The organism is Streptomyces sp. NPDC091279 (assembly GCF_044757465.1).
Lineage (GTDB): Bacteria > Actinomycetota > Actinomycetes > Streptomycetales > Streptomycetaceae > Streptomyces.
In genome coordinates this window covers 23,056-49,254 of sequence record NZ_JBIVVA010000020.1, presented here as the reverse complement: position 1 = coordinate 49,254, position 26,199 = coordinate 23,056, and the positions used below count along the sequence as shown (strand labels likewise).

The window sequence follows — 26,199 nt, the reverse complement described above, 5'->3', positions numbered from 1 at the left end:
GCCGGTCCCGGAAGGGCGCGGCGGCCTCGCGGCATGGAGGGAGCATAGTGATCGGGCGGGGCGGGCGGTCTCAGTGGATGACGTCCAGGCACCTGACCGACGAGAAGTGCCACCGCAGCCAGAGGGTCGTCTCGACGTCCCAGTAGGGCGCGGCGGTCAGGCCGCTCGCGGTGCGGAACTGGAAGCCCTGGGTCGCGACGATCGCCCGCAGGGTGAGGTGGACGCCGCTGACGTCCTGGGCGGCCTTCTCCCAGTCGGGGTGGACGACCCCCTCGTGCTCCCGGGCGTACCGCTCCACGAAGTCGGCCCAGTCGCGCGCCGAGGTGATGTCGAGGACCGATGCCTCGGCGGTCGGTTCGACCTGCCACACCTGCCACGGCAGCGGAAACAGGTCGGACCCGTGGTACGGGCGGAGGTACATCTCCCACATCCCGGCGCCGCCGCGCGTGGCGGTCGACGTGAACAGGCCGTGCCGGAACGGCTTGACCTCGGGGGGATGACCGGCGGCCGCTGTCGCCTCGGTGAAACGCGACCGGTCCAGGGGCGCGGGGGTACCGGTGGGCGCGGAGGTACCGGGGTGCGCGGAGGTACCGGGGTGCGCGGCCGTGCCGATCCATCGCTGGCGGTCCCTGCGCAGCGGCCCTTCGACCAGGGACGCGTCGGTCCGCGCGATCTCCTTCAGCAGCCGGCAGCCGCGGGTCACCTCGTCGGCGTCGTCGGGGGTGAGGACGGCTGTGCCGCCGGACACGGCGGCCATCTCGGTGTCGGTGCAGAAGCTCATCACCGAGACGGCACGCTCCAGCCGTGGATCACCGGCGGACGCGTCGGCGGGCACCAGGGGGGAATCGAGTTCCGCCACCCGGTCCCGGAGGATGCGGATCGCCGACTCGCTCATGGACGTCTTCCCTTCCTGGTGCCCGCCCCGCCCGTCTCATGTCACGGGCGGTGGTTCACCGCTGTCAGCAGGTGATGTTGACCGCGCTGCCGAATCCGGAGCCGGACCTGCTCGGCGGGGTGTAACCGGCCGGGAAATTCACCACGTAGGACATCCAGCCCTGGTACGTCGCGCTGGAGCAGGCGACGGCGGCGTTGTTCTGTGCCGAGGCGGAGTTGGTGAAGGTCTTCGTACCGGAATCCTTGACGAGACCGCCGTTGCGGTACAGGGCCGCGCGGATGGCGATACGGGCGACCGGCTTGGTGCATTTCATGGTGACGACCACATTGACCGTGCCGCGCACATGACTTGAATTGTGCGGCCGCTGCACCTGCGGTGTACAGGTGATGACGTCCGCCGCCTGCTGGGCCCCCGTGGACCTGGTCGCCGTGATCGACGGCCCCACCGAAAGGGCGTGCCCGCCCACGCTGCTCGGTGCGGCCTTCGCTCCCTGCGTTCCGTCCCCGGGTGCGGCCTGGGCGCTCACCGGGCCGATCAGGACGGGCAGCGCCAGTCCCGCCAACACCGCCGCGGACACGAGTCGTGTTCCCTGCTTCATGGATCTCCCTCGTGACGTGTGAGACCGCCAAGGCTTTCTCGGAGCCTCACGCGCCGCATCCAATAAGAAATATATCCGCACCCCATTCCGTATATGCCCTAATGTGCCTTATTCAAGGGCAAGTTGGCTCCATATCGACGGATACGTGTGCGAATACGGAGTCACATCCTGCCTCCCCGCAGGGCATCACCTGTGCATTTCCCTCCGCCCGTCATGCCCGCGCCCGCGACCGGGCTGGCCGGAACGTCCTCCCCGCGAGGAGGACGACCGGCGCGGGGGCTACTGCTGGGGAAACACCACCCGCAGGCGCTGCACGCGCCGGTTCTGGCGGAACATCACCCAGGCCAGGGTGGGCGGGCAGGGGTGGGGGATGCCGGCGGGGTTGACGACGTCCATCTCCCAGATGCTGATGTCGCGGCTGGCGACCACGTGCCGCAGATGCTGGCGGACGCCCTTCTCCCGGTTCTGGCGCATGGCGTCGTGCGGGTGGGAACGTTCCCCCGGTCGGCTGAGGATGCCGACCAACTCGGCCTGCTCCGGCCAGAGTTCAGCGATCTCCGGGGACAGCACGCCGCGGGTGGCACCGTCCAGGGTGACCAGGGCCTCGTGCCTGCTGTCCTCGGTGAGGGCCGAGGCGTCGTCGTGCGCCTGGGCGGCGGTGGACAGCAGCACCTTGGCCAGTTTCGCCCGGGCCTGGTTGAGTCGGCTGCGGACCGTGCCGACCGGCACCTCGCAGGCCCCGGCGATCTCCTGGTAGGAGGTGATGCCGCTGAAGTGCCGCAGCATCAGCACCAGCCTTTGCTGCTGCGGGAGTTCGGCCATCGCGTCCCAGATCCAGTCGCGCATCGCGTGCTGCTCGATGAGCTTCTCGGGGTGGGCGGAGTCGTCGGCGCACGGGTGGGCGAAGTCCAGCCCGTCGAGGCCGGGCGTCTCCTGGGTGGCGCGCAGCCGCATCCGGGCGGCGTTGCGCACGATCGCCCGCAGCCACGCGCCGACGGCCTCGGGGTCGCGGACGTCACCGATGCGCCGCAGCGCGGTCAACGCGGCGTCCTGGACGGCGTCTTCGGCGTCGGGGCCGTAGCCGAGCAGGCTCAACGCCACCGCGCGCATCGGCGCCTGGTGGCGGGCCAGCAGCAGGCCGAGGGCGGCGCTGTCACCGGCCTGGGCCCGGCGGGTGAGTTCCTCGTCCGTGGGGGGTGTGAGGGACACCATGTCTGAACGCTTTCGTGTGTGTGGGGGGGGGGAGTGTCAGGAAGCGGGAACGGCACGGCCCCTGCCGAGGAAAATACGCCGTGCCGGCGCCTCGGCAGGGGCTCTTCGCCCGTTGTTCAGCCGGAGTTCCCCAGTTCGGGCAGCCAGCTCCCGTGGAACCCGGCCGGTACGGCGTACGGCAGTTCCACGACGGCCTGGACGGAGAGGTCGGTGGCGTTCAGGACGAGCAGTTCACCGGCCGCGCCCTGGTCGTCGGAGACCAGCGACAGGAGCCAGCCCTCGTCCTCGGCGGCGCCGTCGGCCGCCGGGACGAAGACCGCCTCGCCCGCGTAGCGGCTGCCGGGTGTCTCGTGGACGAGGGTGGTGGAGCCGGTGAGGTCGTGGCGGGTGATGCCGTCGCCGGAGACGGTGTACAGGTAGCGGTTCTCGCGGCCGGTCAGCGTCTCGTTGTGGGTGGGGAACTCCGCGACCCGGTCGTCGAGTTCGGACTCGACGACGCGTCCGGTGGCCGGGTCCAGGGTCCACCGGTACAGCACCGACGGGGCCTCGGTGTGCCCAGGACCCGGCACCCCGGCGGGGCCGTTCGGGCCGGTGGGGACGGGGCCGCCGATGTCCCCCCAGACCGTGCGGAACCCGGCGTCGTCGTAGCGCACCGCGTCCAGCACGATGCGGCCCCGGGCGTCCTCGTGGGCGTTGCCGACGTGGAAGACGTAGCAGGGCTCGACGTCGTACCAGCGCACCTCGGTGCTGCCGGGGGTGCGGGGCATGACGCCGAGCCGGGCGCCGTAGCCGTCGTCCCAGCGGTAGGGCATGCCGCCGCGTCCGGCGAGGGTCCGGTCGAAGACGACGGGCAGGTCCATCCAGACGATGTGGTGCTCGGTGATCGCGAAGTCGTGCATCATCGTCGGGCCCGGCACCTCGATCGCCCGGCTGTCCAGCAGTTCACCGGCCGGGGTGACCCGGTGGTAGGTGAGGTACGGCGGGGCGAACCCGGTGCCGAACAGGTGGAGTTCGCCGGTGACCGGGTCCTCCTTGGGGTGGGCGGTCATCGCGGTCTTCAGGCGCCCGCCGAAGTCGTAGGGGCCGACGGTCTCCAGCGTGTCGGAGACCCAGTAGGGCAGGCCCACCTCGCAGAGCGCGAGCACGGTGTCGGCGTGCCGGATGACGTGGGTGTTGGCGGGCGTCGCGGTCAGGTCGACGGTGAAGTCCTCGCGGATGAAGGGGTGGCCCGCCAACTCCCGGGTGCGCACCCAGCGGTTGCGGTACCACTCGGCGCGGCCGCCGCGCAGCCGGATGCCGTGCAGCATGCCGGGTCCGGTGAACCAGTGGCCGTTGTCCTCGCCGGGCAGCGGGTTGGGGCCGTTGCGGAGGTAACGGCCGTCGAGGTCGGGCGGCAGGGTGCCGCGCACGGTGAGTTCGGCCGAGGTGTGCTCCTCGGGGACCGGGGCGAACCGGCCCTGGAGGTAGAGGGGGAGGGGTGAGGGGTCGTTCATGCCGCTGTCCTTGCCGTGTCCGTGACGGAGCCCTGGGCCGCCTCCAGGCGCGCGGCGGCGCGGGCCGGGTAGACCTTGGTGAAGATCGCCGGGGCGAGCAGGCCGACGACGTGGGCGGCGATGCCGGTCCAGGCCGGGGCGTCCACCGCGCCGCAGACGGCCAGGCTGACGCCGATGAAGGTGAAGCCGGCTCCCCAGGCGCTGGTGATGTGGTTGTTGACCTGGATGAACTCCGGCATGTCCCAGTACTCGCGGGGAGTCTGGCGCCGGGCGATGCCCAGGGTGAAGGGGCGCCGGATCGCCAGGGTGCCCCAGGCGGTGGCGGCCAGCCAGGCGAAGGAGATCACGTCGGTGTGGTCGGCCAGGGCCGAGTCCGGGTCCGTGACGGACACCGCGCCGATCACCACGAAGTAGGCGATGGTGCTGATCTCCAGGACCAGGGCGTCGAGGTCGACCCCGCGCCGCCGGTCCCGCAGCAGCAGGAGCAGACCGGTGACCAGACCCCCGATCGCACCCCAGCGCCAGTCGAAGGACGAGATGACACCGGCGACGATCCAGGGGATGAACCCGTACAGATAAGCCATTGCATGTTCCTCGGTGAAATGAAGTGGACTGCCGCGGACTAGATGCGGGGCGAGCGGCAAAGTTCGATCGCTGCGATGTGACGCCCGCCACTCACCCGGCCTCGACGCGGAAGCCGTGGAATCGCCGGACGAAAGCGGATCAAACAGCCGAACAGGCAGCGAAACGGACGGTTGAGCGAACGGTTAAACGGATAGATCTATCCACTTCATGTTAGGGTGAAGGCCGCCGTTGTCAATGACAGAAGAAGGAGGGTCCGATGACCCGCAGAAGCTGGCTTCCGCTGGGAGCGCTGGTGCTGGTGGTGAACGCGGTGCAGTGGGTGGTCGCCGAGGCGATCACGGCCGCCGCCTGGACCGACCCGCCGTACAGCTACGTCACGAACTACATCAGCGACCTCGGTGTCTCCGACTGCGGCACCCAGTTCCAGGGCCGCGTCCTGTGCTCCCCCGACCACACGCTGATGAACGTCTCGTTCATCGCCGAGGGCGTCCTGTTCGCGCTCGGCATCGTGCTGCTGGCCCGCCTGGTCGAGGGCCGGGTGCGCCGCGTCGTCATCGCCCTCGCCCTCGCGCACGCGGTGGGCCTGGTGCTGGTCGGCCTGTTCCACGGCTCCGCGAACGGCCCCCAGGCCGGCCTCGCCCTCCATGTCGGCGGCGCGGCGGTCGGCATCATCTGCGCGAACACGCTGGTGATCATGGCGGGGTCGCTGCGCGGCCTCGGCGCGTCGAAGGCGTACCGCGTCTTCAGCGTCACGGTCGGCGTCCTGGGCCTGGTCAGCGAGGCGCTCACGGGTGTGTCGGCGTCCACGGCGGGCGCGTTCGAGCGCGGCGGCGTCTACTCGTGGCTGCTGTGGAGCACCGTGACGGGCGTCCTGCTGCTGCTCAGGGACCGGCGTGCCACGCGCCGGGACGTGCTGGAGAATGTCTCGGCGTGAGCCCCGACACCCCACGCCCGCTGCGCGCCGACGCCGAACGCAACCGCCGGCTGATCATGAGCACGGCCGCCCGCATGTTCGCGCGGCGCGGATCGGCCGTCACCCTCAACGAGATCGCGCGTGAGGCGGGCCTCGGGGTCGCCACGGTCTACCGGCGCTTCCCCGACCTCCAGACGCTGTTCGACGCCCTGTTCGTCGAACGGTTCACCGTGTTCCTGGGGCTCGCGACGGCCGCCGCCGAGCGGCCGGACGCCGGGCAGGCGCTGCGGCACTACCTCCTGGAGGCGGCGCGGTGGCGGGCCGAGGACCAGGCGCTGGAGGTGATCCTCGCCCACGCGGACCTCGAAGCGGGCCCGGTCGGGCGGCTGCGCGACGAGTTGGGCGAGCAGGTGGCGGGTCTGGCGGGGCGGGCGGTGGCGGCGGGCGCGGTCCGCGAGGACTTCGCCGGTGCCGATGTGTATGCCTTCGTCTACATGGTGGGTGCCATCGCCGACCGCACCGAGGAGGCCGCGCCCGGCACCTGGCGCCGTTACGCCGAGGCCCTGTTGATCGGCTTCGGCCTCGAACACGCCCCGCCCACCCACACCTCCGCCTTGTCCGACGGGCAGTTGCGCGAGACCTGGCCCAAACCCACTCCGGCGAACGGGAATTGACGCCCCGTCAGGTCTCCGGGGCGTCCTCGGCGCGGACGCGGGCCAGGTAGTTGTAGACCGACGCGCGGGACAGGCCGAGGCGTTCGGCGACGACGGGGACGGTGCGCCGGAGCTGGAAGACGCCGGTCCGCTCCAACCGGCGGAAGACCTCGGTGCGTTCGGCGACCGTCAGCCGGGTCAGCGGGCGGCCGAGCCGGGCCTCCGCGTCGGCCAGCGCCTCCTGGATCACGGCGTCGGGGTCGGGACTGAACGTCGTCGAGCGCAACGGCTCCCCCGCGTCCCCGGTGCCCGCGAGGTCGGCGAGGATCTGCCGGAAGCCGCGTAGCTCGGTGACGTCGAGGTTGACGCAGAGGGCGCCCACGACGCGGCCGGCGGCGGTGCGGATCAGCAGGGTGGACGACTTGACGACCCGGCCGTCGGGGAGCCGGGTCACGTAGTTGAGGTCGTCGTCGGCGTCGTCGCCCCGGCGCAGCATGGACAGGCCGATGCGGCTCATCGGGGAACCGACCTCGCGCCCGGTGACCTGCCCGGCGACCGCGATCACGGACCGGTCGGTGCGCCGGTAGTCGTGCAGCACCACCTCGCAGATGCCCCCGAAGGTCTGCTGGAGGCCCGGCACCATCCGCGCGTAGGACGCCAGCAGTTCGTCCGCCGACGGGTCGGCCGCCGTCTCGTCCGCCGCCACGGGCGCTCCTTCGGGTCCGCGTCCGCCACCGCAGGCCGACGCTGTGACGAGGCAACCAAAGCTTGGACAATGCGTCAAGCCACTGGACGGACGGTCCGACAGTCCTGCGGGAACGGCGCCGGGTGCCGCGTCACCCGGACGGCGCGGCGGGGTCCTTCTCCCCCGCTGCGGCGCGTGCGTGGTCGGCGGCGGCGAGGAGGGCGGCGTACTGGATGCCGGAGAGCGTGGCGATGGGGATGGGGTCGCCGGTGGCCGGGTCGGCCGCGCGCTCCCAGGTCTCGTAGGTCGCCAGCAACTCCCGGTGGCAGCGCCGGACTTCGGGGGTGGCGGTGCCGGCGGCGAGTTCGGCGTACAGGGCGCGCAGCAGCATGGAGCCGAAGCGGATGCGGAAACTGTGCACGCCGGCCTCACAGCCGTAGGCCTCGGCGACGGTGGCGGGCCGGTCGGGGAGTTCGTCGGCGCGGGCGGCTTCCGTCGCGGCCAGTTCGGGCAGCGCGGGCACGAAGTCGCGGACCGCGCGCAGGAAGGGCGTGGGGATGGTCAGGTCCGGGCCGGCCGCGTCGAGGATGCCCCCGAGGAAGGTGCCGGTCTCGGCCAGGTCCCGCGCCCGGCGCCGCACGACATCGGCGTAACGCTCCTCGGTGGGCGAGGTGTCGTCGGCGTCGGGGTGGCTCCAGTGCGGCACCTCGGTGACGAAGTAGAAGGTGCCGTAGCGCTCGGCGTACGCGGCGCTCGACGAGCCCCCGATCTTGGCGGCGGCGTCGAGGCCGAGCCCTTCGAGGTAGTCGTAGGCGTCCTTCATGTCGATGCAGCCGTAGACGGCCGGGGCGTAGAGCGGGATGTGCGCGGCCTCGGGTTCGCCGGTCGCCAGCGGGATGCCGAGGGCGGCGGGGATGTCGGCGAGGACGCCGTACAGCTCAGGGGCGGGCTCGCTCATGTAGTAATAGACGCCGCCCGCCTCGCAGTTGTGCAGGGTGGTCAGAAAACGCGGCCGGGCGGTGTCCAACAGCCGCATCAGCGCGAGGGTTTCGGGCAGGACGCGGTCGAACCACGCCTTCTTGTAGGCGAACGGGAAGGTCCACTCGACCTGCCGGTCACCGGCGGGCCGGTAGAAGTGGCGGCCGTAGTTCTGCTTGTCGGTGGGGGTGGCGAACCAGCCCTCGTTGAGCCGGGCGCCGTCCGGGTCGATGCAGGGCACCAGATGCCAGGCGCCGCCGAAGTGCCCCCGCAGCTGGGGGTCCCGGCACAGCGCGGTCGCGAGATGCAGGGTGGTCACCGCGCCGACCGGTTCGTTGGGGTGCACTCCGCCGACGACGACGTATCCCCCGGCCTCGGGCTCGGAGCCGTCGCCCACGGTGAAGGAGTACAGGGGTTCGCCGAGGGTGGAGGTGCCGATCCGTCGCTCGGTGACCAGGCCGGGGTGGGCGCTCGCCAACTCCCTGAAGGAGGCCAGGAGTTCGTCGACGCCGGGGTAGGCGTGCGTCTCGGGGACGGTCCTGCCGTGCCGGACCCAGCGGGCGGGGTCGGCCGACGGGACGGCGGAGGCGGGCTGCTTCGACGGCACGGCAGTCATACGGGGGTGGATCTCCGATGCGTGGGGAACGGGGCGGGCGGGTCCGGATCGCCGGGTTCGCGAACCGGCGTGGAACTCTAGGAGAGGAATGCTGACACGGCGGAATCAAGCCCGTCGCCCCACGCCGCGCCGCCGACCCCGGAAGACCGCCAACTCCCCTGTATCCGCAGGTCGTTGAGGCACACGTCACCGCCCGGCAACACCCCGTGACGCCCTCGCCGCCACCCCGACAGCGAAACGACAGCTCTGGCTTATCCCGGCCCGACAGCGGGCCCGGCAGGCTCGCGGCACCGTCTGAACAACCGATGCGCGACGGCCGTACCCCTGTGGAGATCTACGCACTCGAAAGGGAACGCCAGCATGAGCAGCGAATCGCTTCACCCCTTATCCGCACCGACCCGGCGCACCGTGGTCGCGGCGGCCGGCGCGACGGGACTGACCGTCGCCCTGACCGCGTGCGGTTCGCAGGAGGGCTCTTCCACTTCCACTTCCTCGGGCTCTTCCTCCTCCGGCTCCTCCTCGGACTCCTCCTCGTCGACCGGGACGGCGCTCGCCAAGACGTCCGACATCCCCGAGGGCGGCGGCAAGATCTTCGCGGACGCGGGGGTGGTCGTCACCCAGCCGACCGCGGGCACCTACAAGGGCTTCTCCTCCAAGTGCACGCACCGGGGCTGCGCGGTGAGCAGCATCGCCGACGGCGTGATCGTCTGCCCGTGCCACGAGAGCCACTTCTCGGTGACGGACGGCAGCGTGAAGAAGGGCCCGGCGACCGAGGGGCTGCCTGCCGCGAAGATCACCGTCAGCGGGGATTCGATCACCCTGGCGTGAGCCGGACCCGTCCGCTCCGGGCCGGGCGGCCCAGCACCTCGTCCGTGGTCGCGACCGTAGCGACCAAAGCGAGGGTGTGACGGACCATCGCGGGCGTGTACTCGGCGGGCACACCCGCGATGGCGTCGGCGCCTCAACGGACGCCGCCGACAACGGCGTTGGGGATCGGCAACAGGCCGCGCAACCGTCGGACGACGACGGTGAGGGCGCCCGACGCCCTTGCCTCACGAGCGGACGTCACCACCCCGGCACATGGACGGAAGGCATCCCATCCTTTTCTGACGTAATGTCAGAGGATCATCGGAGTTCCTCTGGCACGACGTGAGAGAAGAGAGGGACACATGACCGTCACTCAGCGGCGTGGCCGGAAGATCATGATGACGCCGGGAGAGCTGGACGAGTTCCTCACCACCCAGCGCACCTGCCGGGTCGCGACGGTCTCGGCGAGCGGCGCTCCGCATGTCAGCACGTTGTGGTTCGCCTGGGACGGCACCTCGATGTGGCTGTACTCGGTGGTGCGCAGCAGGCGTTGGACCGATCTGCGCCGCGATCCACGGGTCGCGATCGTGGTCGACACCGGCGAGGAGTACGACGAGTTGCAGGGCGTGGAGCTGTCCGGGGTCGTGGAGTTCGTGGGCGAGTTCCCGCGCACCGGCGATCTCTGCGCCGAACTCGACGTCCCTGAAGTCCTGTTCGCGCGCAAGAACTTCCGCCTGGAGGAGATGCCGCACGACGGCCGCCACGCCTGGCTCCGGCTGACCCCGGAGAAAATCGTCTCCTGGGACTTCCGCAAACTGGGCGGCCCCCGCACGTAAGGGGCAGCCCAATTGGCTTTACGGCCAGCCCAACTCTTCTAGCTCTTCAGCCACGTTGGCGTGCCATACCCCACAACGCCGCTACGAGCGCCCGATGTTGTCAACACCCGACCAGGCAACGCCGCCGAGGGGCGCGGGGCTGTATCGGTCTGCGGCTCCCCCGCGCGGGCGCGACCAGCCCCACACCGCCGCACCCGACAGACAACCCGGCAGACCACACCACCCCCTCACGCCCGCCCCCGAGCCCGCGCCCACCCCACCCCCACCGCGGACGCGATCGCATCCGCAAGCGCCCCCACCTCCCCCTCGCCCAGCGCGGCGACCGTCACCCGAATCCCCGGCCCCGCACTCATCCGGAACCGTGCCCCCGGCGCCACCGCCCACCCCCCGTGCAGCAGCCGCGCAACGACCTCGGTCTCGTCCGGCACCGGAACCCACACGTTCAACCCGCTGCGCCCGTGCGCGACGATCCCCCGCTCGGCAAGCGCCCCGATCAGCGCCGCACGCCGCTCCCCATAGGCCGCCGCGACGGCCCGCGTGTCCAACGCCCCGTCGGACCACAGCCGGACGACCGCCCGCTGAATGATCCGGCTGACCCACCCGGGCCCGAGCCGATGCCGCCCGGCGACTCGATCGACCGTGACAGGGTCCCCGGTGAGCACGGCGAGCCGCAGATCGGGGCCGTACGCCTTGGCGACCGACCGCACGAACACCCAGTGCCGGGTGATCCCGGCCAGCGGATGGACGGGCAGTTCGACGATGCCGTGCCCATGGTCGTCCTCGATCAGCAGGGTCTCGGGATGCTCCCGCAGCACCGCGCGCAGCGCCGTCGCCCGCACCGCGCTCACCGCCGCTCCCGTCGGGTTCTGCGCGCGATCGGTGACGATCAGGGCGCGCGCCCCGGCGGCGAGGGCCCGCCGCACATCGCCGGGCAACGGCCCCTCGTCGTCGACGCCGACCGCGGCCGTGCGCAGCCCGAGCGCCGGGACCAGGTCGAGCAGCCCGCCCCAGCCGGGGTCCTCGACGGCGACGGTGTCCCCCGGCTTGAGGTGCGCGCCGAGCACCCGTTCGATGGCGTCGAGGGAGCCGGAGGTGACGGCGAGGGGCCCGTCCGGAACTCCGTCGGCGTCCAGCGCGGCGCGCGCGATCCGCGCCAACTCCGGTTCCACCAGGGCGTCTCCGTACCGCACGGGGTCCCGGTCGGACTGCGCACCGGCCGCGGCGAAGGCCTGCGCGAGGGAGGGCAGCAGCGCCGGGTCCGGGTTGCCGTCGGCGACGTCCCGCACCCCGTCGGGCACCTCGTGCCGCACGTACTCGCGCCCGGTGGTGGCCGGCTTGGCCCGCACCCTGCTGCCGCGCCGCCCGTCCGTCTCGATGACCCCGCGCTCCCGCAGAGTCCGGTATGCGGACGCGACCGTATTCGGATTCACGCCCAGCTCTGCGGCCAACTCCCGCATGGGTGGCAGCAGTTGGCCGGGTTCCAGGGCCCCGGCGCCCACCGCGCGCTCGACGTCGGCAGCGATGTCAGCTGCACGACGACCTTCGATCCGATATCCTTCTAGCACAAACCACATTCTGCACTAGTGCAATGCCGGACGCAAGCCGCACCGCACGACGAGGGAGACAGTCATGCCCCAGGGGACGCCGACGTCAGCGCCCGCCGACGCCTACACGCCGACCGACCGCACCGTTCCCACCCGTTCCGCGAACCGGGCGTCGTACGACAGGGAAGTGGTGCACTCGATACTCGACGAGGGCTACGTCGGCCACCTCGGCTTCGTGCGCGACGGCGCGCCGGTCGTGCTGCCGACGCTGTACGCCCGGGTCGGCGAACGGCTCTACGTGCACGGTTCGACGGGTTCGCGCCCGCTGCGGATGACCGGGCAGGCCGATCCGGGGCTCGCGGTGTGTCTGACGGTGACGCACGTGGACGCGCTGGTCCTGGCCCGCTCCGCGTTCCACCACTCGATCAACTACCGCTCGGTGGTGGTGCACGGCATCGCGTACGACGTGTGCGACCCGGAGGAGAAGCGGGCCGCCCTCGACGCGCTGGTCGACCACGTCGTGCCGGGCCGGGCGGCCGACTCGCGGCCCGCGAACCGGAAGGAGCTGGCCGCCACCGCCGTCATCCGCCTCGATCTCGACGAGGTCTCCGCCAAGCTCCGCACGGGTGGGGTGAACGACGATCCCGAGGATCTCGCCCTCCCCCACTGGGCCGGTCTGGTCCCTCTGCGCACCGGCTACGCCACCCCCGTGGCCGACGCCGACCTGGCCCCCGGCACCCGACTCCCCGACTACCTCAAGGCGTCGTGATGCTGATCCACCCCTGGGACGCCCCGCGCGACGACGCCGAGTGGCAACTCTGGCTCGGCGCCCACGACTTCGGGCAGCTCGCGGTCAACGGCCCACCCGGCGAACCCCCTCACGTCCAGCCCCTGCACTTCGCCTACGACGCCGGGCGCGGCGAGGTCCTCACCCACCTGGCCCGCCCGAACCCGCTGTGGGCGGATCTGGAGGCGCGTCCCGAGGTGCTGTTGAGCGTGGTCGACGACTATGTGTTCGTCCCCGGCCCCTGGCAGGCCCCGCCGGACACCCCGCCCGAGCACAGCGTCCCGACCAGCTTCTACACGGCCGTCCAACTCCGGTGCCTGGCCCATGTGGTGGACGATCCGGAGGCCAAGGCGGAGCTGCTCAACCGCCAGTTGAGCCGCTTCCAGCGCGAGGGCGTCTCGGCGCCGACGGCGGTCGGCGAGGAACCGTTCGGCAGAATGCTCTCCGGCATCCGTGGCCTGCGCCTCGACGTCACCGGCGTCCGGGCGAAGTTCAAGTACGCGTCGCACAAGCCGGAGGAGGTCCAGGACCAGATCGCGGCCGGGCTCGCGACCCGGAACACCCCCGGCGACGCGGCCGCCAGGGAACACCAGCTACGCCGACGCGGCACATGGCCACCACAACGCTGACCCGCCCCCAGCCACCCCAGCCGGACCTGGGCCACACCCCCGAAGCAAACGGGCCCAGGCTCCACCCCCGACCACCCGACCTAGGCTCCACCCCCGACCACCCGGCCCGGGCTCCACCCCCGACCGCCCGACCCGGGCTCCACCCCGGCCGGCCCCCAACTCCCGCCCCCTAAACGGCCGTTCCCCGCGCCGACAGCTCACTCTCCGGACCGCCCCTGGCCACCGGCCCCGCCGCCCGGTCGACCGGGGCCGAGGACTGGGCGATGAACGCGCCGACCAACACCACGGCCCCGCCCACGAGTTGGGGCAGGGAGAGGTGCTCGCCGAGCAGCACCCAGGCCAGCCCCGTCGCGACGACCGCTTCGAGGCACGCGACGACGGTGGCGACCTGCGGTGAGAGCCGTCGCACCGACAGCACCCCGGTGACGTACGCGACGACGGTGGCGATCAGGACGATCCAGGCCAGCAGGAACCCGGCCGGGACGTGGGTGCCGTTCAGGTCGGCGGTGCCGGTCAGCACCGTCCAGTCCATCGTCCAGGGGCGGGCGACGACGGTGAGTACGAGGGCGCCGACCAGCAGGCCGTACGCGATCACCCCGAGCGGGTCGGGGGCGTCGTCGCCGGCGTCGCTGCCCTGGTCGGACAGGACGAAGTAGCCGACCTGGCAGCAGGCGGCGGCAAGCGCGAGGGCCAGCCCGACGGCGTCGAAGCTCAGCCCCGACCAGACCTCGACGACACAGGCGAGGCCGCCGACCGCGAGGACCACACCGAGCGCGGCGGCCCGCGTCACCGGCCGGCGCTGCACGAACCGCACCCACGCCAGGACCAGCGCGGGCGCCAGATACTCGACGAGCAGCGCGACACCGACCGGAATCCGGGAGAGCGCGGCGAAGTAGCAGGCCTGCACACCGGCCACCGCCAGCAGCCCGAACCCGGCGAGCAGCGCGGGCCGACGGCGGGGCAGGGAGCGGTGGCGCACGGCGACCGGCAGCATCACCAGGGCGGCGCCGGTGACCCGCAGCCACACCACGTGCAACGGGTCGAGCCCCGCCTCGATCAACGGCTTGGCGGCGACGCCGGAACCTCCGAAGGCGAGGGCGGACAGGACGGCGAGGCCGAGCCCGACGCCCTTGCCGGAACGGCGCTGATCACTGGCTGAGGTGTGCACCGGCACATGATGACAGGCGACGACATGAGCGTCACCCTCGTTGACACCTGTCTCGACCGGTGGACCGCGCGGCCGTCACCTCAGTCGGCGGAGCACTCGGTGGAGCACTCGGCGTGACAGTCGGTGGAACGTTCCCACCCGGCGCCCGGCACCGATGGCGCCAGCAGTTTCTCGACCCGGGCGAGGACCTCGTGGCGGTCGAGCCCGGCGCGGCGCAGCACCTCGACGGCCCGCGCGTCGGGGTCCATGACGAGCGCGGCGAACAGATGGAGCCCCCGGGCCGGTTCCCCGCCTTCGGCGGCACGCTCACCGGCGTATCCCATCGCGGCGGCGGCCAACGGCGAGAGCGCGTCGGAGTCGCTCACCACGGGCGTCGCCCCGGACACCGCGTCCACGGGAATCGCGCCGGAGTCCTCGACGGTGCCCTGCCAGCGCAGCCCGTACCCGATGCTGCGCTGCACGAGGTAACCGAGCAGCCGGGCGCTCTCGGCCCCGTCGTCGAGGACGGCCCGGGCCTCGGGGTCGTCCTCCAGGAGCGAGTGCAGCAGATGGGCGGTGTCGATCTGCCGGTCCCCGTCCCGGACCGCGCGGCGGCGGGCGCCGAAGACCACCGCCGCCAGTTCGGCGCCGGTCCCGGCATCGTCGTCGATGTCCGGTGCGGTGTTCGGTGCGGTGGTCGGTGCGGCGTTCGGATCACCGACCGCCGGCCGAGGTGTCGGGGCGTGCACAGGTCCCACCTCATCAGCCCCACGTGTTCCGGTCATCGGCGGAGCGGCCCATCTTCACGTCCCGCGAGAAGTGGAGCCCGACGCCCGAAATCTCCTCCTCACGGATGAGATCAGACACGCCTCCCCCGAGTCTCCGGAAAGGGCCCCAGGCGGCCTCCGCACGTCCCGACGATCGATCCGTCGGCCGGGGAACTGGAACCGGCAGACCGGGCGACCTGACGCCCCGCGCACACAGAGGCGCCCCACGGATCTGCTCCGCAGGGCGCCTCTGTCACGACGCCGGACCCGCCGCCCGTACGGCGACGAGGTCACCGGGTGACCGCACGCGCCGGGCGACGGGACCGCCGTTCAGCCGTCCGTCAGTCCTCGTCGGCGAGGATCAGGTACAGCTTCTTGCGGGTGTCGTTGATGACCGCCAGCGCCTTCTCGCGCTGCTCCTTGGTGCCGGTCTTCCAGACCTGGCCGAAGGCCTCCATCAGACCGAAGCCGGCCTGCCGCACCTCGCCGAGCGCCTCCCAGTCGACGCCGCGGGAGGCTTCCTCCCAGGGCGCGTCCGGGCCCTCGTCGGCCGCGGTGCGACCGGGTTCGGTGAGTGCGAACAGCTTCTTGCCGCCCTCGCTCTCACTGGTGATCAGCCCCTCGTCCTCCAGCAGTTGGAGGGTGGGGTACACCGAACCGGGGCTGGGCTTCCACGCCCCGCCGCTGCGTTCGGCGATCTCCTGGATCATCTCGTAGCCGTGCATGGACCGGTCCTTGAGCAGCGCCAGGATCGACGCGCGCACATCACCGCGCCGCGCCCGCCCCCGCGGACCTCCCCTGCCCCTGGGCCCCCAGGGGCCGGGCCCCCCGAACCCGAAGCCGGAGCCAGGCCCACCGGGCCCACCCGGACCACCCGGGCCGAACGGCCCGAAGGCACCCCGCCGCCCCTCAAAACCACCCCGGCCACGAGAGCCGGGTCCACCGTGTCCATGTTCGAAACCGTGGGAACGCATCGCCATCACTCCATCCAGTCGTTGATCAATCGCGATGCCTCAACGATATATCGGAACAGCTCGCCTGGCAATCCCTCGAAACCGGAGACCCGACCCCCCTTTGCATGACCATGCGTCGTGATGCATACTCTTCCTATGTCCAAGGTCCTCACCTCCCTGCCCACCGGCGAGCGCGTCGGTATCGCCTTCTCGGGCGGCCTCGACACCTCTGTCGCGGTCGCGTGGATGCGCGACAAGGGCGCCGTCCCGTGCACCTACACCGCCGACATCGGCCAGTACGACGAGCCCGACATCGCGTCGGTGCCCGGCCGTGCGCACACCTACGGCGCCGAGATCGCGCGTCTGGTCGACTGCCGTGCCGCGCTGGTCGAGGAGGGCCTGGCCGCGCTCACCTGCGGCGCGTTCCACATCCGTTCGGGCGGGCGGGCGTACTTCAACACCACCCCGCTGGGCCGCGCCGTCACCGGCACGCTCCTGGTCCGGGCGATGCTGGAGGACAACGTCCAGATCTGGGGCGACGGTTCGACGTTCAAGGGCAACGACATCGAGCGGTTCTACCGTTACGGTCTGCTCGCCAACCCGCACCTGCGGATCTACAAGCCCTGGCTGGACGCGGACTTCGTGACCGAGCTGGGCGGCCGCAAGGAGATGTCCGAGTGGCTGGTCGCCCACGGGCTGCCCTACCGCGACAGCACGGAGAAGGCGTACTCCACCGACGCCAACATCTGGGGCGCCACCCACGAGGCGAAGACCCTGGAGCACCTGGACACCGGCGTCGAGACCGTCGACCCGATCATGGGCGTCCGCTTCTGGGACCCGTCGATCGAGATCGCCGCCGAGGACGTCACCGTCGGCTTCGACCAGGGTCGCCCGGTGACGATCAACGGCAAGGAGTTCGCCTCCGCCGTCGACCTGGTGATGGAGGCCAACGCGATCGGCGGCCGGCACGGCCTGGGCATGTCCGACCAGATCGAGAACCGCATCATCGAGGCCAAGAGCCGCGGCATCTACGAGGCCCCGGGCATGGCCCTGCTGCACGCCGCGTACGAGCGCCTCGTCAACGCCATCCACAACGAGGACACCCTCGCCCAGTACCACAACGAAGGCCGTCGCCTGGGCCGCCTGATGTACGAGGGCCGCTGGCTGGACCCGCAGGCCCTGATGATCCGCGAGTCCCTCCAGCGCTGGGTCGGCACCGCCGTCACCGGTGAGGTGACCCTGCGGCTGCGGCGCGGCGAGGACTACTCGGTCCTCGACACCACGGGCCCGGCGTTCAGCTACCACCCGGACAAGCTGTCGATGGAGCGCACCGAGGACTCGGCGTTCGGCCCGGTGGACCGGATCGGCCAGCTCACCATGCGCAACCTCGACATCGCCGACTCCCGCGCCAAGCTGGAGCAGTACGCGAGCCTCGGTCTGATCGGCGGCGGCAGCCCCTCGATCGGCGCCGCGCAGGCCGCCGCGACCGGTCTGATCGGCAGCATGCCGGAGGGCGGCGCCGAGGCGATCGCCTCGCGCGGCGAGTCCTCCGACGAGGACGCGCTCCTCGACCGCGCCGCGATGGAGTCCGGCACGGACTGACCGCCCACAGCCCGAACCACCCGGCCGTTCCAGGCAGTTGGGGCCGAACGGCTTCGAGGTGAACGGCGGAGAAAGGGGCCGGCCCGACGAGATCACCGTCGAGCCGGCCCTTTCGCACGCCACCGGCACTCGCCCCTGGACCAGTGGGACCCGGGGTCACCGGCACTGCCGTTAGTGCCCCCGGAACGCCTCCTCCAGCCACCACGCCCCGTGCTCCCGCGTCACCTTCGCGTCGATCAGCAACGGCGCCGACCTCGCCCCCGCCACCCACGCGGCAACGGCGTCGAGGTCCCCCGGCGTCCGCACGGTCACCGCGTCGAAGCCGTACCCCCGGGCCACGGCCGCGATGTCCGTGTCCGGAAAGGTCACCGTGTCCAGCGGGAACCCGTCGGGCCCGAAGTGATGCACCTCGGCCCCGTACCCGTCGTCGTTGTAGACCACGACGACCATCGGCAGCCCCAGTCTGCGCACCGTGTCCAGTTCCACCGCGCTCATCAGCGCACCCCCGTCGCCGAGCACCGCCACGGGCACCCGGTCCGGCCGGGCCAGCGCCGCTCCGATCGCCGTCGCGAGCCCGAGGCCGATCGACTGGTAAGCCTGCGTGAAGCAGAATCCGTCCTGGTCCGGCACCGAGAGGTAGGCGGTCGGATAGCCCATGAAGTTCCCGGAGTCGACGCCGATCACCCGTTCCGCCGGGAGGAGGTCGTCGAGGGCGGCGCTCAACGTGCGCGGGTCGATGCGGTCCCCGGTGCTCTCGTCGTCGTAGGGCACGTCCCGCCAGCGCACCCGGGCGGCGAGGTCGGCCGCGAGCTGCGGGCTCCGGTACCCCGCACGCCGTGGCCCGCACGCCGCCAGCACCCGGCGCGCGGTCAGTTCCACGTCCCCGGTGACACCGAGGTCGACGGCCCGGTGCGCGCCGAGCGCCGTGGGGTCGTCGTCGATCTGCGCGACGGTCGCGCCGGGGCCGATCAGGTGGCCGTGCCGGGTGGTCCACATGTTCACGGCGCAGCCCCAGCCGACGACGAGGTCGGCGCCGGTGATCAGTTCGGCGGCGAGCGGGGAGGTGAAGCCGCCGCAGACGTCGAGCGACCAGTCGTCGCCCTGGAACAGTCCGCGCGCGACCGCCGAGGTGGCGAGCAACGCGCCGCAGTGGTCGGCGAGTTCGGCGAGGGCGTCCCGGGCGGCGGGCGTCCGCGCACCGCGCCCGGCGAGGAACACCGGCCGCCGGGACGCGTCCAACACCCTTGCCAGTTCGCCCACTTGGCCTGCTGGCGGCTCGACGGCAACCGGCCCGGACGGCTCGCGCACGGCAGCGCGCACCCCCTCCGGCACCTCCAACGCCTGTACGTCCAGAGGGAGGTTGAGCAGGACGGTACGGCGTTCGCGGTGGGCCCGGTGCAGTGCGGCGAGGGCCTGCTCCACGGCGTCGTGCGCCGTCGTCACGCGCGCGGTGACGGCACCGACGGCATGCGCCAACACGGCTTGGTCGACACGGAAGTTGGAGTGCGGCCCGGTCGCCTCGGCGGCCAGGACGAGCAGCGGGGTGCGGCTCTTGGCGGCCTCGGTGATGCCGGTGAGGGCGTTGGTGAGGCCGGGTCCCTGGTGGACGCTGAGGGCGGTCGGCGCACCGCTGACCCGGGCGTACGCGTCGGCCATGGTGGCCGCCCCGCCCTCGTGCCGGGCGGCGACGAAGCGGGCGCCGGCCGCGACCATGGCGTTGGTCAGGTGGAAGTTGCCCGACCCGACCACGCCGAACACCTGGCCGATCCCGGCGGAGACGAGCGCCCGCCCCACAGCTTCGGCGACCTTCATGACCGTCCCTCCAGGACAAGAACGCGAGCGAGACCGTACCTACCGTCACCCAACAAACAACGACTTACCCCCACCCCCCCCAGGGGCGCGAGGAACTGCGCGACCAGCCCCCATGGCGCCGCACGTGACCACCCACCCCAGTCCACCCAAACCCGATTGGCCTTGGCCGACCACCAAGCTCACCCCCTACCGTCCCCACATGCGCATCCGAGTCGTAGACGCCTTCACTCCCCACCCCTTCAAGGGCAACCCCGCAGGCGTAGTCCTCCTGGACACCTTCCCCCCAGACTCCCGCCTCCAACAGATCGCCACGGAGCTGAACCACGCCGAAACGGCATTCGCCCACCCCCTCCGGGGCGAGGGCGCCGGCCGGGGCGAGGGCGCCGCCGACTGGGCCCTACGTTGGTTCACGCCCACCACGGAAGTGCCCCAGTGCGGCCACGCCACCCTCGCCACTGCCCACGTCCTGCACACCACCGCCACCCACCAGGGCAACGTCCGCTTCGCCACCCGCAGCGGCATCCTGATCGCGACCCCGCAGGGCGACGGCTCGATCATCCTGGACTTCCCGACCGCACCGCTCACGCGGGACGAGGCCCCACCCGGCGTCGCGGAGGCACTGGGCGCCGAGCCGGTCGCGACCTTCGACACCGGCCCCCTCGTGGGCGAGCTGCTCATCGAACTCGCCGACGAGAAGACGGTCCGCGACCTCACCCCGGACCACCGGGCACTGGCCGCCGCCTCCACCCGAGGCGTGATCGCCACCGCCCGCGCCCAGGACCCGTCCCGGGGCTACGACTTCGTCTCCCGGTGCTTCTTCCCGAACTCCGGCATCGACGAGGACCCGGTCACCGGCAGCGCCCACACCGCACTCGCGCCCTACTGGTCCGCCCGCCTCGGCCGCGCCGCGCTCACGGGCTTGCAGGCCTCCCGCCGCACCGGCCTGGTCGGCACCCAACTCCTGGGCGACCGCACCCTGTTGAAGGGACACGCGATCACCGTCGTCGACGGAGAACTCCTCGTGTGACCGGCCGCGGACCGGAACCCCGCGGGACCGGCGCACCACGGACCGGCGCACCACGGACCGGCAAGCCGCGGGCCGGCCAACCGCAAGCCGACGAACGGCAGGCCGGACAGCCGCAGACCGGTCAACTGCGGCCCGACAAGCCCCCGTTCGGCAAGCCCCGCCTCAAGCCGTAGGCAGCCAGCCCACCTTGCCCGCGAGCAGCGCGTACCCGACGAACGCCCCGATGTCCAAGAGTGAGTGGGCCACCACCAGCGGCCCCACCCGCCCCCACCGCCGGTAGAGACAGACGAACACCAGCCCCATCACCAGGTTCCCGATGAACCCGCCGATCCCCTGGTACAGGTGATACGAACCCCGCAGCACCGCACTCGCGACCAGCGCCGTCCCCGCCGTCCACCCCAACTGCCCCAGCCTGCGCAGCAGATAGCCGACGACGATGACCTCTTCGAGGATCGCGTTCTGGAGCGCGGACAGCACCAGTACCGGGTACTTCCACCACACGTCGGGCAGTGCTTCGGGCACGACGGTGAGGTTGAAGCCGAGGCCCCGGGCGGCGAGGTAGAACGCGATGCCGGTACTGCCGATCACGGCCGCGACCCCGGCCCCGCGCCCGAGGTCGAACCAGGGCCGGGTGCGGTCGAAGCCGAGGGTGCGCAGGCTCGCGCCCTCGCGCAGCAGAAGGTGGGCGACGAGCGCGACGGGCACCAGCGCGGTGGCGATCCCGAAGAGCTGCCAGGCGAGATCGAGCCAGGGCCGACCGGGCGCGGCGGACGCGTTGAGCGTGGCCGCCTGGTCCTTGAGGCCGCCCGGCTTGGTGACCGAGCCGACAAAGCTGATCAGGGCGGACACCCCGCTCGCGCCGAGCGAGAGCCCGAGGACGAGCAGCGTCTCGTCACGGAGGAACCGCCGCGAGGGCCGCTCGGGTGGAAGAGATCCGGCCACCGCGCCCGCCTCTGCCTGCACGCCTGCCTCCAGTCACGTCATGGGACGTCACAGCTTGCCCGATCGGTCCGGGACAGACGCGGGCGACCCCCCGCACGGCAGCGGGCGAACGGCGGCCGGAGCGCCCGGCGCGCAACCAGCGCGCCCGAGCCCGACCACCGTTCACCCGCCAGAACCGGCACTCACCTCACCGAAATCGGCGCCCTCACCCCGTGGGGACCGGTGTCGGGAGGCCGACCGGCCAGGTGTGCACGGGTTCGCCCAGGTGCATCAGCTCGCTGTAACGGCGGGTGGTGGCGGCCAGCGCGGCATCGCGCGGGAGCCCGGCCTCCAGCGCCCGGTGGAAGGTCGCCGCCTGCCAGGTCGCGCCGTTGACCCGGCGTCGGCAGCGCTCCTCGATGACCCCGAGATACAGGTCGCGGTCGGCGCGTTCGACGCCCCACGCGGCGAGCCCGGTCTCGGCCAGCGGCAACAGCTCGTCGCGGACCAGGGTGACGGCGTCGACCTGCGCGGTGGAACCGTAGCGGCCGCGCCGTGGCCAGGTGAGCTGGGCGTCGATGCCGTACCGGCAGGCGGCGTCGAAGTTGGCGGCGGCGGCCTCGAACGGCAGCCGGGTCCACACCGGCCGGGTCTCCTCGGCGAGGGCGCGGACCAGCCCGTAGTAGAAGGCCGCGTTGGCGACGACGTCCGTGACGGTGGGCCCGGCGGGCAGCACGCGGTTCTCCACGCGCAGGTGCGGGACGCCGTCGGCGACGCCGTAGACGGGGCGGTTCCAGCGGTACACGGTGCCGTTGTGCAGGACGAGTTCGGCGAGGCTGGGGACGCCGCCGGCCGCGACCACGTCCAGGGGTTCCTCGTCGTCGCAGATCGGCAGGAGGGCGGGGAAGTAGCGGAGGTTCTCCTCGAAGAGGTCGTGCGCGGAGGTGATCCAGCGTTCCCCGAACCAGGTGCGCGGGCGTACGCCCTGGGACTGGAGTTCGGGCGGGCGGGTGTCGGTGGACTGCTGGAACAGCGGCGGCCTGGATTCCCGCCACAGCTCACGCCCGAAGAGGAACGGCGAGTTGGCGCCGACGGCTATCTGCGCGGCGGTGACGGCCTGGGCGGCGTTCCACACGTCGGCGAACCGGTCCGGGGTGACCTGGAGATGCAGTTGCACGGAGGTGCAGGCGGCCTCCGGCACGATGGACTTGGAGGTGCAGGTGAGGCGTTCGATGCCGTCGATGTCGAGCAGGAAGTCCTCGCCGCGGGCGGCCACTATCTGATCGTTGAGCAGGGTGTAGCGGTCGACGTCGGAAAGGTTCGAAGAGACCAGATCGTCGCGTTCGAGCGTCGGAAGAATACCGATCATCACGATTCCCGCGTCGACTTCTCCGGCTTTTCGGTGGGCATACGCGAGCGAGGTGCGGAGTTCTTCGGCGAGCCGGTCGAATACCCGGCCTCCCAACGTGTGTGGCGCAATGTTGACTTCCAGATTGAACATGGCGAGTTCTGTTTGGAAATCACGGCTCGCGATGCGTTCCAAGACCTGCCCGTTGAGCATTCTGGGCATCCCGTCCGGGCCGGCGAGATTCAATTCGATCTCCAGACCCATGAGGTTCTTGGGCCGGTCGAACCGCTTGCGCTCCAGCAGCAGCTCCAGCCCCGACAGACACCGCCGGAGCTTGTCGCGGTAGTGCTGCCGATCGGACAGGTCGAACCGACCCGCCACGACCTTCTCCCCCATATGGGGTCCCTCCTCACAAGGGCGATCCTTGACGATCAGGACCGCCGGCCTCCTGGGTCACGGTGGATGATGCCCAGTCGAGCCGATCGATAACGTGTCCGATCGGCCACGTCACCGACTACCCTGACGATGTGTGACCAGTGGCACATTCACGGGGCATGGAGAGGTGACCGGTTCCGGTACTCGATCCCTCGTGAAAAACGACGATGAGAATGGGCCGACCGCTGGCCGGACCTTTCCCGAGGTCACCCGCGCACCATCGGATCGGAAACGGGACTTTCGCCGCAGAACGCCGACCGATTGCGACCTTGCCGGGTACACCGAAAGCGGCTAGCCGAAACCCCGCCTGAACACTTGTCGTATAAACTCGCGGGCAAGGCAGAGAGTTGGCGACCCCGGTACCGGAACCTGCCGTCGAGGTTGACGTGCGGCATGCCTCACCCACCCTCCTCGTCCCGGGCCGTGGCCCCGCCTCTGACCTTCGTGAGCAGACAGCGTCGTCCGCCCCGCCCTCGCGCCACCGTGCCTGTCGAATGAGAGGCGACCCACCATGCCGCTGCATGTCCCCCCGGCTCCCGCGCCCGCACTGCGCACCGTTGTCACCGCCCTGGCCTCACCCACCGCCGTCCACGAGGCCCGCACCCCCGCCCTGCTGCGCGCCAAGGGCCCCGCCGCAGCCGAACTCCCGCTGCCCGTCCATGTGTTGGACGAGACGACCCCGGCGGGACCGTTCGCCACCCGGCTGGCGGGCTGGCGCTTCCTGATCCGCTGCGGGGACCGTGCGGTGGCCGCCGCCGAAACCCGGCTGACCCCCGACGGCTGGGCCTTCTCGCACTTCTTCGAGGGCCCCTACATCACCTCGACCGAGCTGGCCCTGCGCCAGGCCGAGCTGCTCCAACAGCCTTACCAGCCAAGGCTGTTGTCGGTGCCACGGCTCTACATGCTCACCCTGTGGCTGCACGGCGACGTCGCGGCGGACGGCGCCGACGGCCACCCCGCCGCCACCGACCTGCTGGTCCCGCTCGCGCCGGCGCCGCCCGGTATCGCGGCCCACCGTCCGCACCGGGTCGCCGAGTTGCTGCCGGTGCTGACCCACCGGGCCACCCCGGCGCCGCTGTTGGGTTCGCCCGCCTGATCTCCCGTACCCCTCGGAGCCGTTGCGCTCGTACGAGCATTTTCTTGCTCGTACGAGCCTTTTTCCTGTCCGTGACCTGGATGGACTAGCCCCAAAAGACCAGCGGGAACCATCCGAAGGGACAGTGCCACCGAGCTGAACCGTCCACGCGGGTGATGCGTCATCAACTATGAGAAGCGGTGCCGCGAAATCCCTGCGGAACGACGTCCGTGGGGCAACACTGGGTTCGACCGACTCATCACCACGGGGGGCGGCAATGAACGAACACACTCGCCGCGGGAAAGACACCACAGACGCAACTGCCCACGCCCATACGACGACACAGCGAAAGATCCCTGCCATGTGCCAGCACCAGCCTCCGTGTTCCACCGCAGCCTCCGCCGACCGCGAGTCGGCCCGGCTCCTGGCCCACCACCCGGAGCAGGGTTGGAGCCTGCTGTGCAACGGCGTCCTGCTCTTCGAGGACACCGGTGAACTGCTGCCCGACGGCCGTGTCATCGGCCCGCACCGACCGGTCGACGCCGACAGGATCACCGCCGCCGTCTGAGCGGCACCGGGCGGCAGGCGCACCGCCCGGGGTACTTGAGGGGCCGGTCGCGGAGACTCGCGAGCCGGCCCCGACGCACGTCCGGCGCCGTTCACCGACCGTAGCCCCGCCCCCGCACTCCGCCGGCCCCGGTGATCACTCCTCCCCCGTACTCCCCTAGTCTGCGTGTTTCCGGAAGAATCCTGGAAGTTTCGCCGCCCGCCCCGCACGGCACGCGGCGGGAACCGTCGACGGAGGTGGGGGACGTGGCAGCACACGCGGCGGACGCCGGTCAGGGCGCCGACGCCCGGGGCAGGGTCACGATCACGGAGATCGCCCGCGCGGCCGGGGTGTCCGTGCCGACCGTGTCCCGGGTGGTCAACGGCAGGTCGGACGTCTCCCCCAGCACCCGCGCCCGGGTCGAGGACCTGCTGCTGCGCCACGGCTACCGCAGACGCCCCAGCGCCTCCCGCACCCGCGCCGCCCTGCTCGACCTGGTCTTCGACGACCTCGACAGCCCCTGGGCCGTGGAGATCATCCGGGGTGTGGAGGAGGCGGCGCACGCGGCCGGGGTGGGCACGGTGGTGTCGGCCCTGCACGGGCGTTCCGGTGCCGCGCGGGAGTGGATGCGCAACCTGCGCTCGCGCGCCTCGGACGGCGTCGTCCTGGTCACCTCGGCCCTGGAGCCGGTGGTGCACGAGGAGTTGCGCGCGCTCGGCGTCCCCCTGGTCGTCGTCGACCCGGCGGGCTCGCCCGGGCTGGACGTGCCGACCATCGGCGCCGCCAACTGGGCGGGCGGCATGGCGGCCACCCAGCATCTGCTGGACCTCGGTCACCGGCGGATCGGCCTGATCGCGGGCCCCGCCCGGCTGCTGTGCTCCCGTGCCCGGTACGACGGTTACCGTGCGGCCCTGGAGGGCGCCGGGATCGCCGTCGACGCCGACCTCGTCGTCCCCGGCGACTTCCACCCGGAGTCCGGATTCACCGCGTGCGGCGCCCTGTTGGAGCTGGAGCGGCCGCCGACGGCGGTGTTCGCGGCCAGCGACCAGATGGCGTTGGGCGCGATCGAGGCGCTGCGCCGGCGCGGGCTGCGGGTGCCGCAGGACCTGAGCGTGGTGGGTTTCGACGACCTTCCGGAAGTGCGCTGGTCCTCGCCGCCGCTCACCACGGTCCGCCAACCCCTCGCGGAGATGGGCACGTTGGCGGTCCGCACGGTGCTGCGGCTGGCCCGCGACGAACGCCCCGACTCACCCCGGGTGGAGCTGGGCACGGAGTTGGTCCGCCGCGCCAGCACCGCGCCCCCCGCCCGCCCGGCGTGACCCGCGTGCCCGGCC

Annotated in this window: 25 protein-coding genes; 11 read left to right on the top strand and 14 right to left on the bottom strand. The window is 71.8% G+C overall.

What is annotated here, in order from left to right; all coding sequences use genetic code 11:
- Positions 1-70 precede the first annotated feature (70 nt).
- From ACIQOU_RS34875 to ACIQOU_RS34855, 5 genes are all read right to left on the bottom strand, one after another.
- Positions 71-895: a hypothetical protein gene (locus ACIQOU_RS34875; RefSeq protein ID WP_401543992.1), complete on the bottom strand. Its 825-nt coding sequence runs from the start codon at positions 893-895 to the stop codon at positions 71-73.
- Positions 896-959: 64 nt separating this feature from the next.
- Positions 960-1,493, bottom strand: a complete 534-nt coding sequence (locus ACIQOU_RS34870; RefSeq protein ID WP_401543989.1) for a hypothetical protein — start codon at positions 1,491-1,493, stop codon at positions 960-962.
- A gap of 279 nt (positions 1,494-1,772) precedes the next feature.
- Complete coding sequence (locus tag ACIQOU_RS34865) at positions 1,773-2,705, bottom strand: RNA polymerase sigma factor (protein WP_401543986.1); 933 nt, start codon at positions 2,703-2,705, stop codon at positions 1,773-1,775.
- Positions 2,706-2,821: 116 nt separating this feature from the next.
- Positions 2,822-4,198 carry a carotenoid oxygenase family protein gene (locus ACIQOU_RS34860; RefSeq protein ID WP_401543984.1) on the bottom strand — a complete coding sequence of 459 codons (1,377 nt, stop codon included), beginning with the start codon at positions 4,196-4,198 and terminating at the stop codon, positions 2,822-2,824.
- Positions 4,195-4,782 carry a hypothetical protein gene (locus tag ACIQOU_RS34855; RefSeq protein WP_401543981.1) on the bottom strand — a complete coding sequence of 196 codons (588 nt, stop codon included), beginning with the start codon at positions 4,780-4,782 and terminating at the stop codon, positions 4,195-4,197. Before ACIQOU_RS34855 ends, ACIQOU_RS34860 begins: the two co-directional genes overlap by 4 nt.
- 257 nt (positions 4,783-5,039) lie before the next feature.
- Between ACIQOU_RS34855 and ACIQOU_RS34850 the strand changes: the two genes are divergently transcribed.
- Positions 5,040-5,717 (top strand): DUF998 domain-containing protein, encoded by a 678-nt coding sequence (locus ACIQOU_RS34850; protein WP_401543978.1) that lies wholly within the window; start codon positions 5,040-5,042, stop codon positions 5,715-5,717.
- On the top strand, positions 5,714-6,370 hold the full coding sequence (locus ACIQOU_RS34845) for a TetR/AcrR family transcriptional regulator (RefSeq protein WP_401543976.1): 657 nt from the start codon (positions 5,714-5,716) through the stop codon (positions 6,368-6,370). The genes ACIQOU_RS34850 and ACIQOU_RS34845 overlap by 4 nt, the downstream gene beginning before the upstream one ends.
- 7 nt (positions 6,371-6,377) lie before the next feature.
- On the opposite strand, the gene ACIQOU_RS34840 is transcribed toward ACIQOU_RS34845, so the two are convergent.
- Positions 6,378-7,055 carry a transcriptional regulator gene (locus ACIQOU_RS34840; protein WP_401543973.1) on the bottom strand — a complete coding sequence of 226 codons (678 nt, stop codon included), beginning with the start codon at positions 7,053-7,055 and terminating at the stop codon, positions 6,378-6,380.
- 130 nt (positions 7,056-7,185) lie between these two features.
- The gene (locus ACIQOU_RS34835; RefSeq protein ID WP_401543970.1) at positions 7,186-8,628 is read right to left on the bottom strand and encodes a M14 family zinc carboxypeptidase; all 1,443 of its coding nucleotides are present in this window, start codon (positions 8,626-8,628) and stop codon (positions 7,186-7,188) included.
- Between the two features lie 360 nt (positions 8,629-8,988).
- On the opposite strand from ACIQOU_RS34835, the gene ACIQOU_RS34830 reads away from it, so the two are divergent.
- Together ACIQOU_RS34830 and ACIQOU_RS34825 are read left to right on the top strand one after the other, a co-directional pair.
- Complete coding sequence (locus ACIQOU_RS34830; protein WP_401543967.1) at positions 8,989-9,456, top strand: Rieske (2Fe-2S) protein; 468 nt, start codon at positions 8,989-8,991, stop codon at positions 9,454-9,456.
- A gap of 341 nt (positions 9,457-9,797) precedes the next feature.
- Entirely contained in the window at positions 9,798-10,271 is a 474-nt protein-coding gene (locus ACIQOU_RS34825) for a pyridoxamine 5'-phosphate oxidase family protein (protein ID WP_401543965.1), read from the top strand.
- Positions 10,272-10,498: 227 nt separating this feature from the next.
- On the opposite strand, the gene ACIQOU_RS34820 is transcribed toward ACIQOU_RS34825, so the two are convergent.
- A complete protein-coding gene (locus tag ACIQOU_RS34820; protein WP_401543962.1) occupies positions 10,499-11,836 on the bottom strand; it encodes an aminotransferase class I/II-fold pyridoxal phosphate-dependent enzyme in 1,338 nt (445 codons plus the stop codon).
- A gap of 64 nt (positions 11,837-11,900) precedes the next feature.
- Between ACIQOU_RS34820 and ACIQOU_RS34815 the strand changes: the two genes are divergently transcribed.
- Together ACIQOU_RS34815 and ACIQOU_RS34810 are read left to right on the top strand one after the other, a co-directional pair.
- On the top strand, positions 11,901-12,584 hold the full coding sequence (locus ACIQOU_RS34815) for a pyridoxamine 5'-phosphate oxidase family protein (protein WP_401543960.1): 684 nt from the start codon (positions 11,901-11,903) through the stop codon (positions 12,582-12,584).
- Entirely contained in the window at positions 12,584-13,231 is a 648-nt protein-coding gene (locus tag ACIQOU_RS34810; RefSeq protein WP_401543957.1) for an FMN-binding negative transcriptional regulator, read from the top strand. Before ACIQOU_RS34815 ends, ACIQOU_RS34810 begins: the two co-directional genes overlap by 1 nt.
- A 169-nt stretch (positions 13,232-13,400) precedes the next feature.
- On the opposite strand, the gene ACIQOU_RS34805 is transcribed toward ACIQOU_RS34810, so the two are convergent.
- From ACIQOU_RS34805 to ACIQOU_RS34795, 3 genes are all read right to left on the bottom strand, one after another.
- Positions 13,401-14,405: an EamA family transporter gene (locus ACIQOU_RS34805; RefSeq protein WP_401543955.1), complete on the bottom strand. Its 1,005-nt coding sequence runs from the start codon at positions 14,403-14,405 to the stop codon at positions 13,401-13,403.
- A gap of 74 nt (positions 14,406-14,479) precedes the next feature.
- On the bottom strand, positions 14,480-15,127 hold the full coding sequence (locus ACIQOU_RS34800; RefSeq protein ID WP_401543953.1) for a Clp protease N-terminal domain-containing protein: 648 nt from the start codon (positions 15,125-15,127) through the stop codon (positions 14,480-14,482).
- A 359-nt stretch (positions 15,128-15,486) separates the two neighbouring features.
- Positions 15,487-16,119, bottom strand: coding sequence for a PadR family transcriptional regulator (locus ACIQOU_RS34795; RefSeq protein ID WP_401543950.1), 633 nt, complete (start codon positions 16,117-16,119; stop codon positions 15,487-15,489).
- A gap of 135 nt (positions 16,120-16,254) precedes the next feature.
- On the opposite strand from ACIQOU_RS34795, the gene argG reads away from it, so the two are divergent.
- Positions 16,255-17,700, top strand: a complete 1,446-nt coding sequence (gene argG / locus ACIQOU_RS34790; protein ID WP_401544153.1) for an argininosuccinate synthase — start codon at positions 16,255-16,257, stop codon at positions 17,698-17,700.
- Between the two features lie 171 nt (positions 17,701-17,871).
- Here argG and ACIQOU_RS34785 read toward each other — a convergent pair whose 3' ends face one another.
- A complete protein-coding gene (locus ACIQOU_RS34785; RefSeq protein WP_401543947.1) occupies positions 17,872-19,512 on the bottom strand; it encodes a thiamine pyrophosphate-binding protein in 1,641 nt (546 codons plus the stop codon).
- Positions 19,513-19,711: 199 nt separating this feature from the next.
- Between ACIQOU_RS34785 and ACIQOU_RS34780 the strand changes: the two genes are divergently transcribed.
- Positions 19,712-20,539: a PhzF family phenazine biosynthesis protein gene (locus tag ACIQOU_RS34780; RefSeq protein WP_401543944.1), complete on the top strand. Its 828-nt coding sequence runs from the start codon at positions 19,712-19,714 to the stop codon at positions 20,537-20,539.
- Positions 20,540-20,701: 162 nt separating this feature from the next.
- On the opposite strand, the gene ACIQOU_RS34775 is transcribed toward ACIQOU_RS34780, so the two are convergent.
- Positions 20,702-21,502, bottom strand: coding sequence for a CPBP family intramembrane glutamic endopeptidase (locus ACIQOU_RS34775; protein ID WP_401543941.1), 801 nt, complete (start codon positions 21,500-21,502; stop codon positions 20,702-20,704).
- A 184-nt stretch (positions 21,503-21,686) separates the two neighbouring features.
- Positions 21,687-23,204, bottom strand: coding sequence for a glutamate-cysteine ligase family protein (locus ACIQOU_RS34770; protein ID WP_401543939.1), 1,518 nt, complete (start codon positions 23,202-23,204; stop codon positions 21,687-21,689).
- A gap of 550 nt (positions 23,205-23,754) precedes the next feature.
- Here ACIQOU_RS34770 and ACIQOU_RS34765 point away from each other — a divergent pair.
- The 3 genes from ACIQOU_RS34765 to ACIQOU_RS34755 all read left to right on the top strand — a co-directional run bounded on the left by ACIQOU_RS34765 (position 23,755) and on the right by ACIQOU_RS34755 (position 26,184).
- Positions 23,755-24,339 (top strand): hypothetical protein, encoded by a 585-nt coding sequence (locus ACIQOU_RS34765; protein ID WP_401543936.1) that lies wholly within the window; start codon positions 23,755-23,757, stop codon positions 24,337-24,339.
- Positions 24,340-24,679: 340 nt separating this feature from the next.
- Positions 24,680-24,886: a DUF5999 family protein gene (locus tag ACIQOU_RS34760; RefSeq protein WP_401543934.1), complete on the top strand. Its 207-nt coding sequence runs from the start codon at positions 24,680-24,682 to the stop codon at positions 24,884-24,886.
- Between the two features lie 245 nt (positions 24,887-25,131).
- Positions 25,132-26,184: a LacI family DNA-binding transcriptional regulator gene (locus ACIQOU_RS34755; RefSeq protein ID WP_401543931.1), complete on the top strand. Its 1,053-nt coding sequence runs from the start codon at positions 25,132-25,134 to the stop codon at positions 26,182-26,184.
- The last annotated feature ends 15 nt before the right edge of the window (positions 26,185-26,199 follow it).

What these genes read in the sequence shown, in the direction of transcription:
- ACIQOU_RS34875 (WP_401543992.1), bottom strand. Translation starts at nt 895, where the DNA reads ATGAGCGAGTCGGCGATCCGCATCCTCCGGGACCGGGTGGCGGAACTC.
- ACIQOU_RS34870 (WP_401543989.1), bottom strand. Translation starts at nt 1,493, where the DNA reads ATGAAGCAGGGAACACGACTCGTGTCCGCGGCGGTGTTGGCGGGACTG.
- ACIQOU_RS34865 (WP_401543986.1), bottom strand. Translation starts at nt 2,705, where the DNA reads ATGGTGTCCCTCACACCCCCCACGGACGAGGAACTCACCCGCCGGGCC.
- ACIQOU_RS34860 (WP_401543984.1), bottom strand. Translation starts at nt 4,198, where the DNA reads ATGAACGACCCCTCACCCCTCCCCCTCTACCTCCAGGGCCGGTTCGCC.
- ACIQOU_RS34855 (WP_401543981.1), bottom strand. Translation starts at nt 4,782, where the DNA reads ATGGCTTATCTGTACGGGTTCATCCCCTGGATCGTCGCCGGTGTCATC.
- ACIQOU_RS34850 (WP_401543978.1), top strand. Translation starts at nt 5,040, where the DNA reads ATGACCCGCAGAAGCTGGCTTCCGCTGGGAGCGCTGGTGCTGGTGGTG.
- ACIQOU_RS34835 (WP_401543970.1), bottom strand. Translation starts at nt 8,628, where the DNA reads ATGACTGCCGTGCCGTCGAAGCAGCCCGCCTCCGCCGTCCCGTCGGCC.
- ACIQOU_RS34830 (WP_401543967.1), top strand. Translation starts at nt 8,989, where the DNA reads ATGAGCAGCGAATCGCTTCACCCCTTATCCGCACCGACCCGGCGCACC.
- ACIQOU_RS34825 (WP_401543965.1), top strand. Translation starts at nt 9,798, where the DNA reads ATGACCGTCACTCAGCGGCGTGGCCGGAAGATCATGATGACGCCGGGA.
- ACIQOU_RS34815 (WP_401543960.1), top strand. Translation starts at nt 11,901, where the DNA reads ATGCCCCAGGGGACGCCGACGTCAGCGCCCGCCGACGCCTACACGCCG.
- ACIQOU_RS34810 (WP_401543957.1), top strand. Translation starts at nt 12,584, where the DNA reads ATGCTGATCCACCCCTGGGACGCCCCGCGCGACGACGCCGAGTGGCAA.
- ACIQOU_RS34795 (WP_401543950.1), bottom strand. Translation starts at nt 16,119, where the DNA reads ATGCGTTCCCACGGTTTCGAACATGGACACGGTGGACCCGGCTCTCGT.
- argG (WP_401544153.1), top strand. Translation starts at nt 16,255, where the DNA reads ATGTCCAAGGTCCTCACCTCCCTGCCCACCGGCGAGCGCGTCGGTATC.
- ACIQOU_RS34785 (WP_401543947.1), bottom strand. Translation starts at nt 19,512, where the DNA reads ATGAAGGTCGCCGAAGCTGTGGGGCGGGCGCTCGTCTCCGCCGGGATC.
- ACIQOU_RS34780 (WP_401543944.1), top strand. Translation starts at nt 19,712, where the DNA reads ATGCGCATCCGAGTCGTAGACGCCTTCACTCCCCACCCCTTCAAGGGC.
- ACIQOU_RS34770 (WP_401543939.1), bottom strand. Translation starts at nt 23,204, where the DNA reads ATGGGGGAGAAGGTCGTGGCGGGTCGGTTCGACCTGTCCGATCGGCAG.
- ACIQOU_RS34765 (WP_401543936.1), top strand. Translation starts at nt 23,755, where the DNA reads ATGCCGCTGCATGTCCCCCCGGCTCCCGCGCCCGCACTGCGCACCGTT.
- ACIQOU_RS34760 (WP_401543934.1), top strand. Translation starts at nt 24,680, where the DNA reads ATGTGCCAGCACCAGCCTCCGTGTTCCACCGCAGCCTCCGCCGACCGC.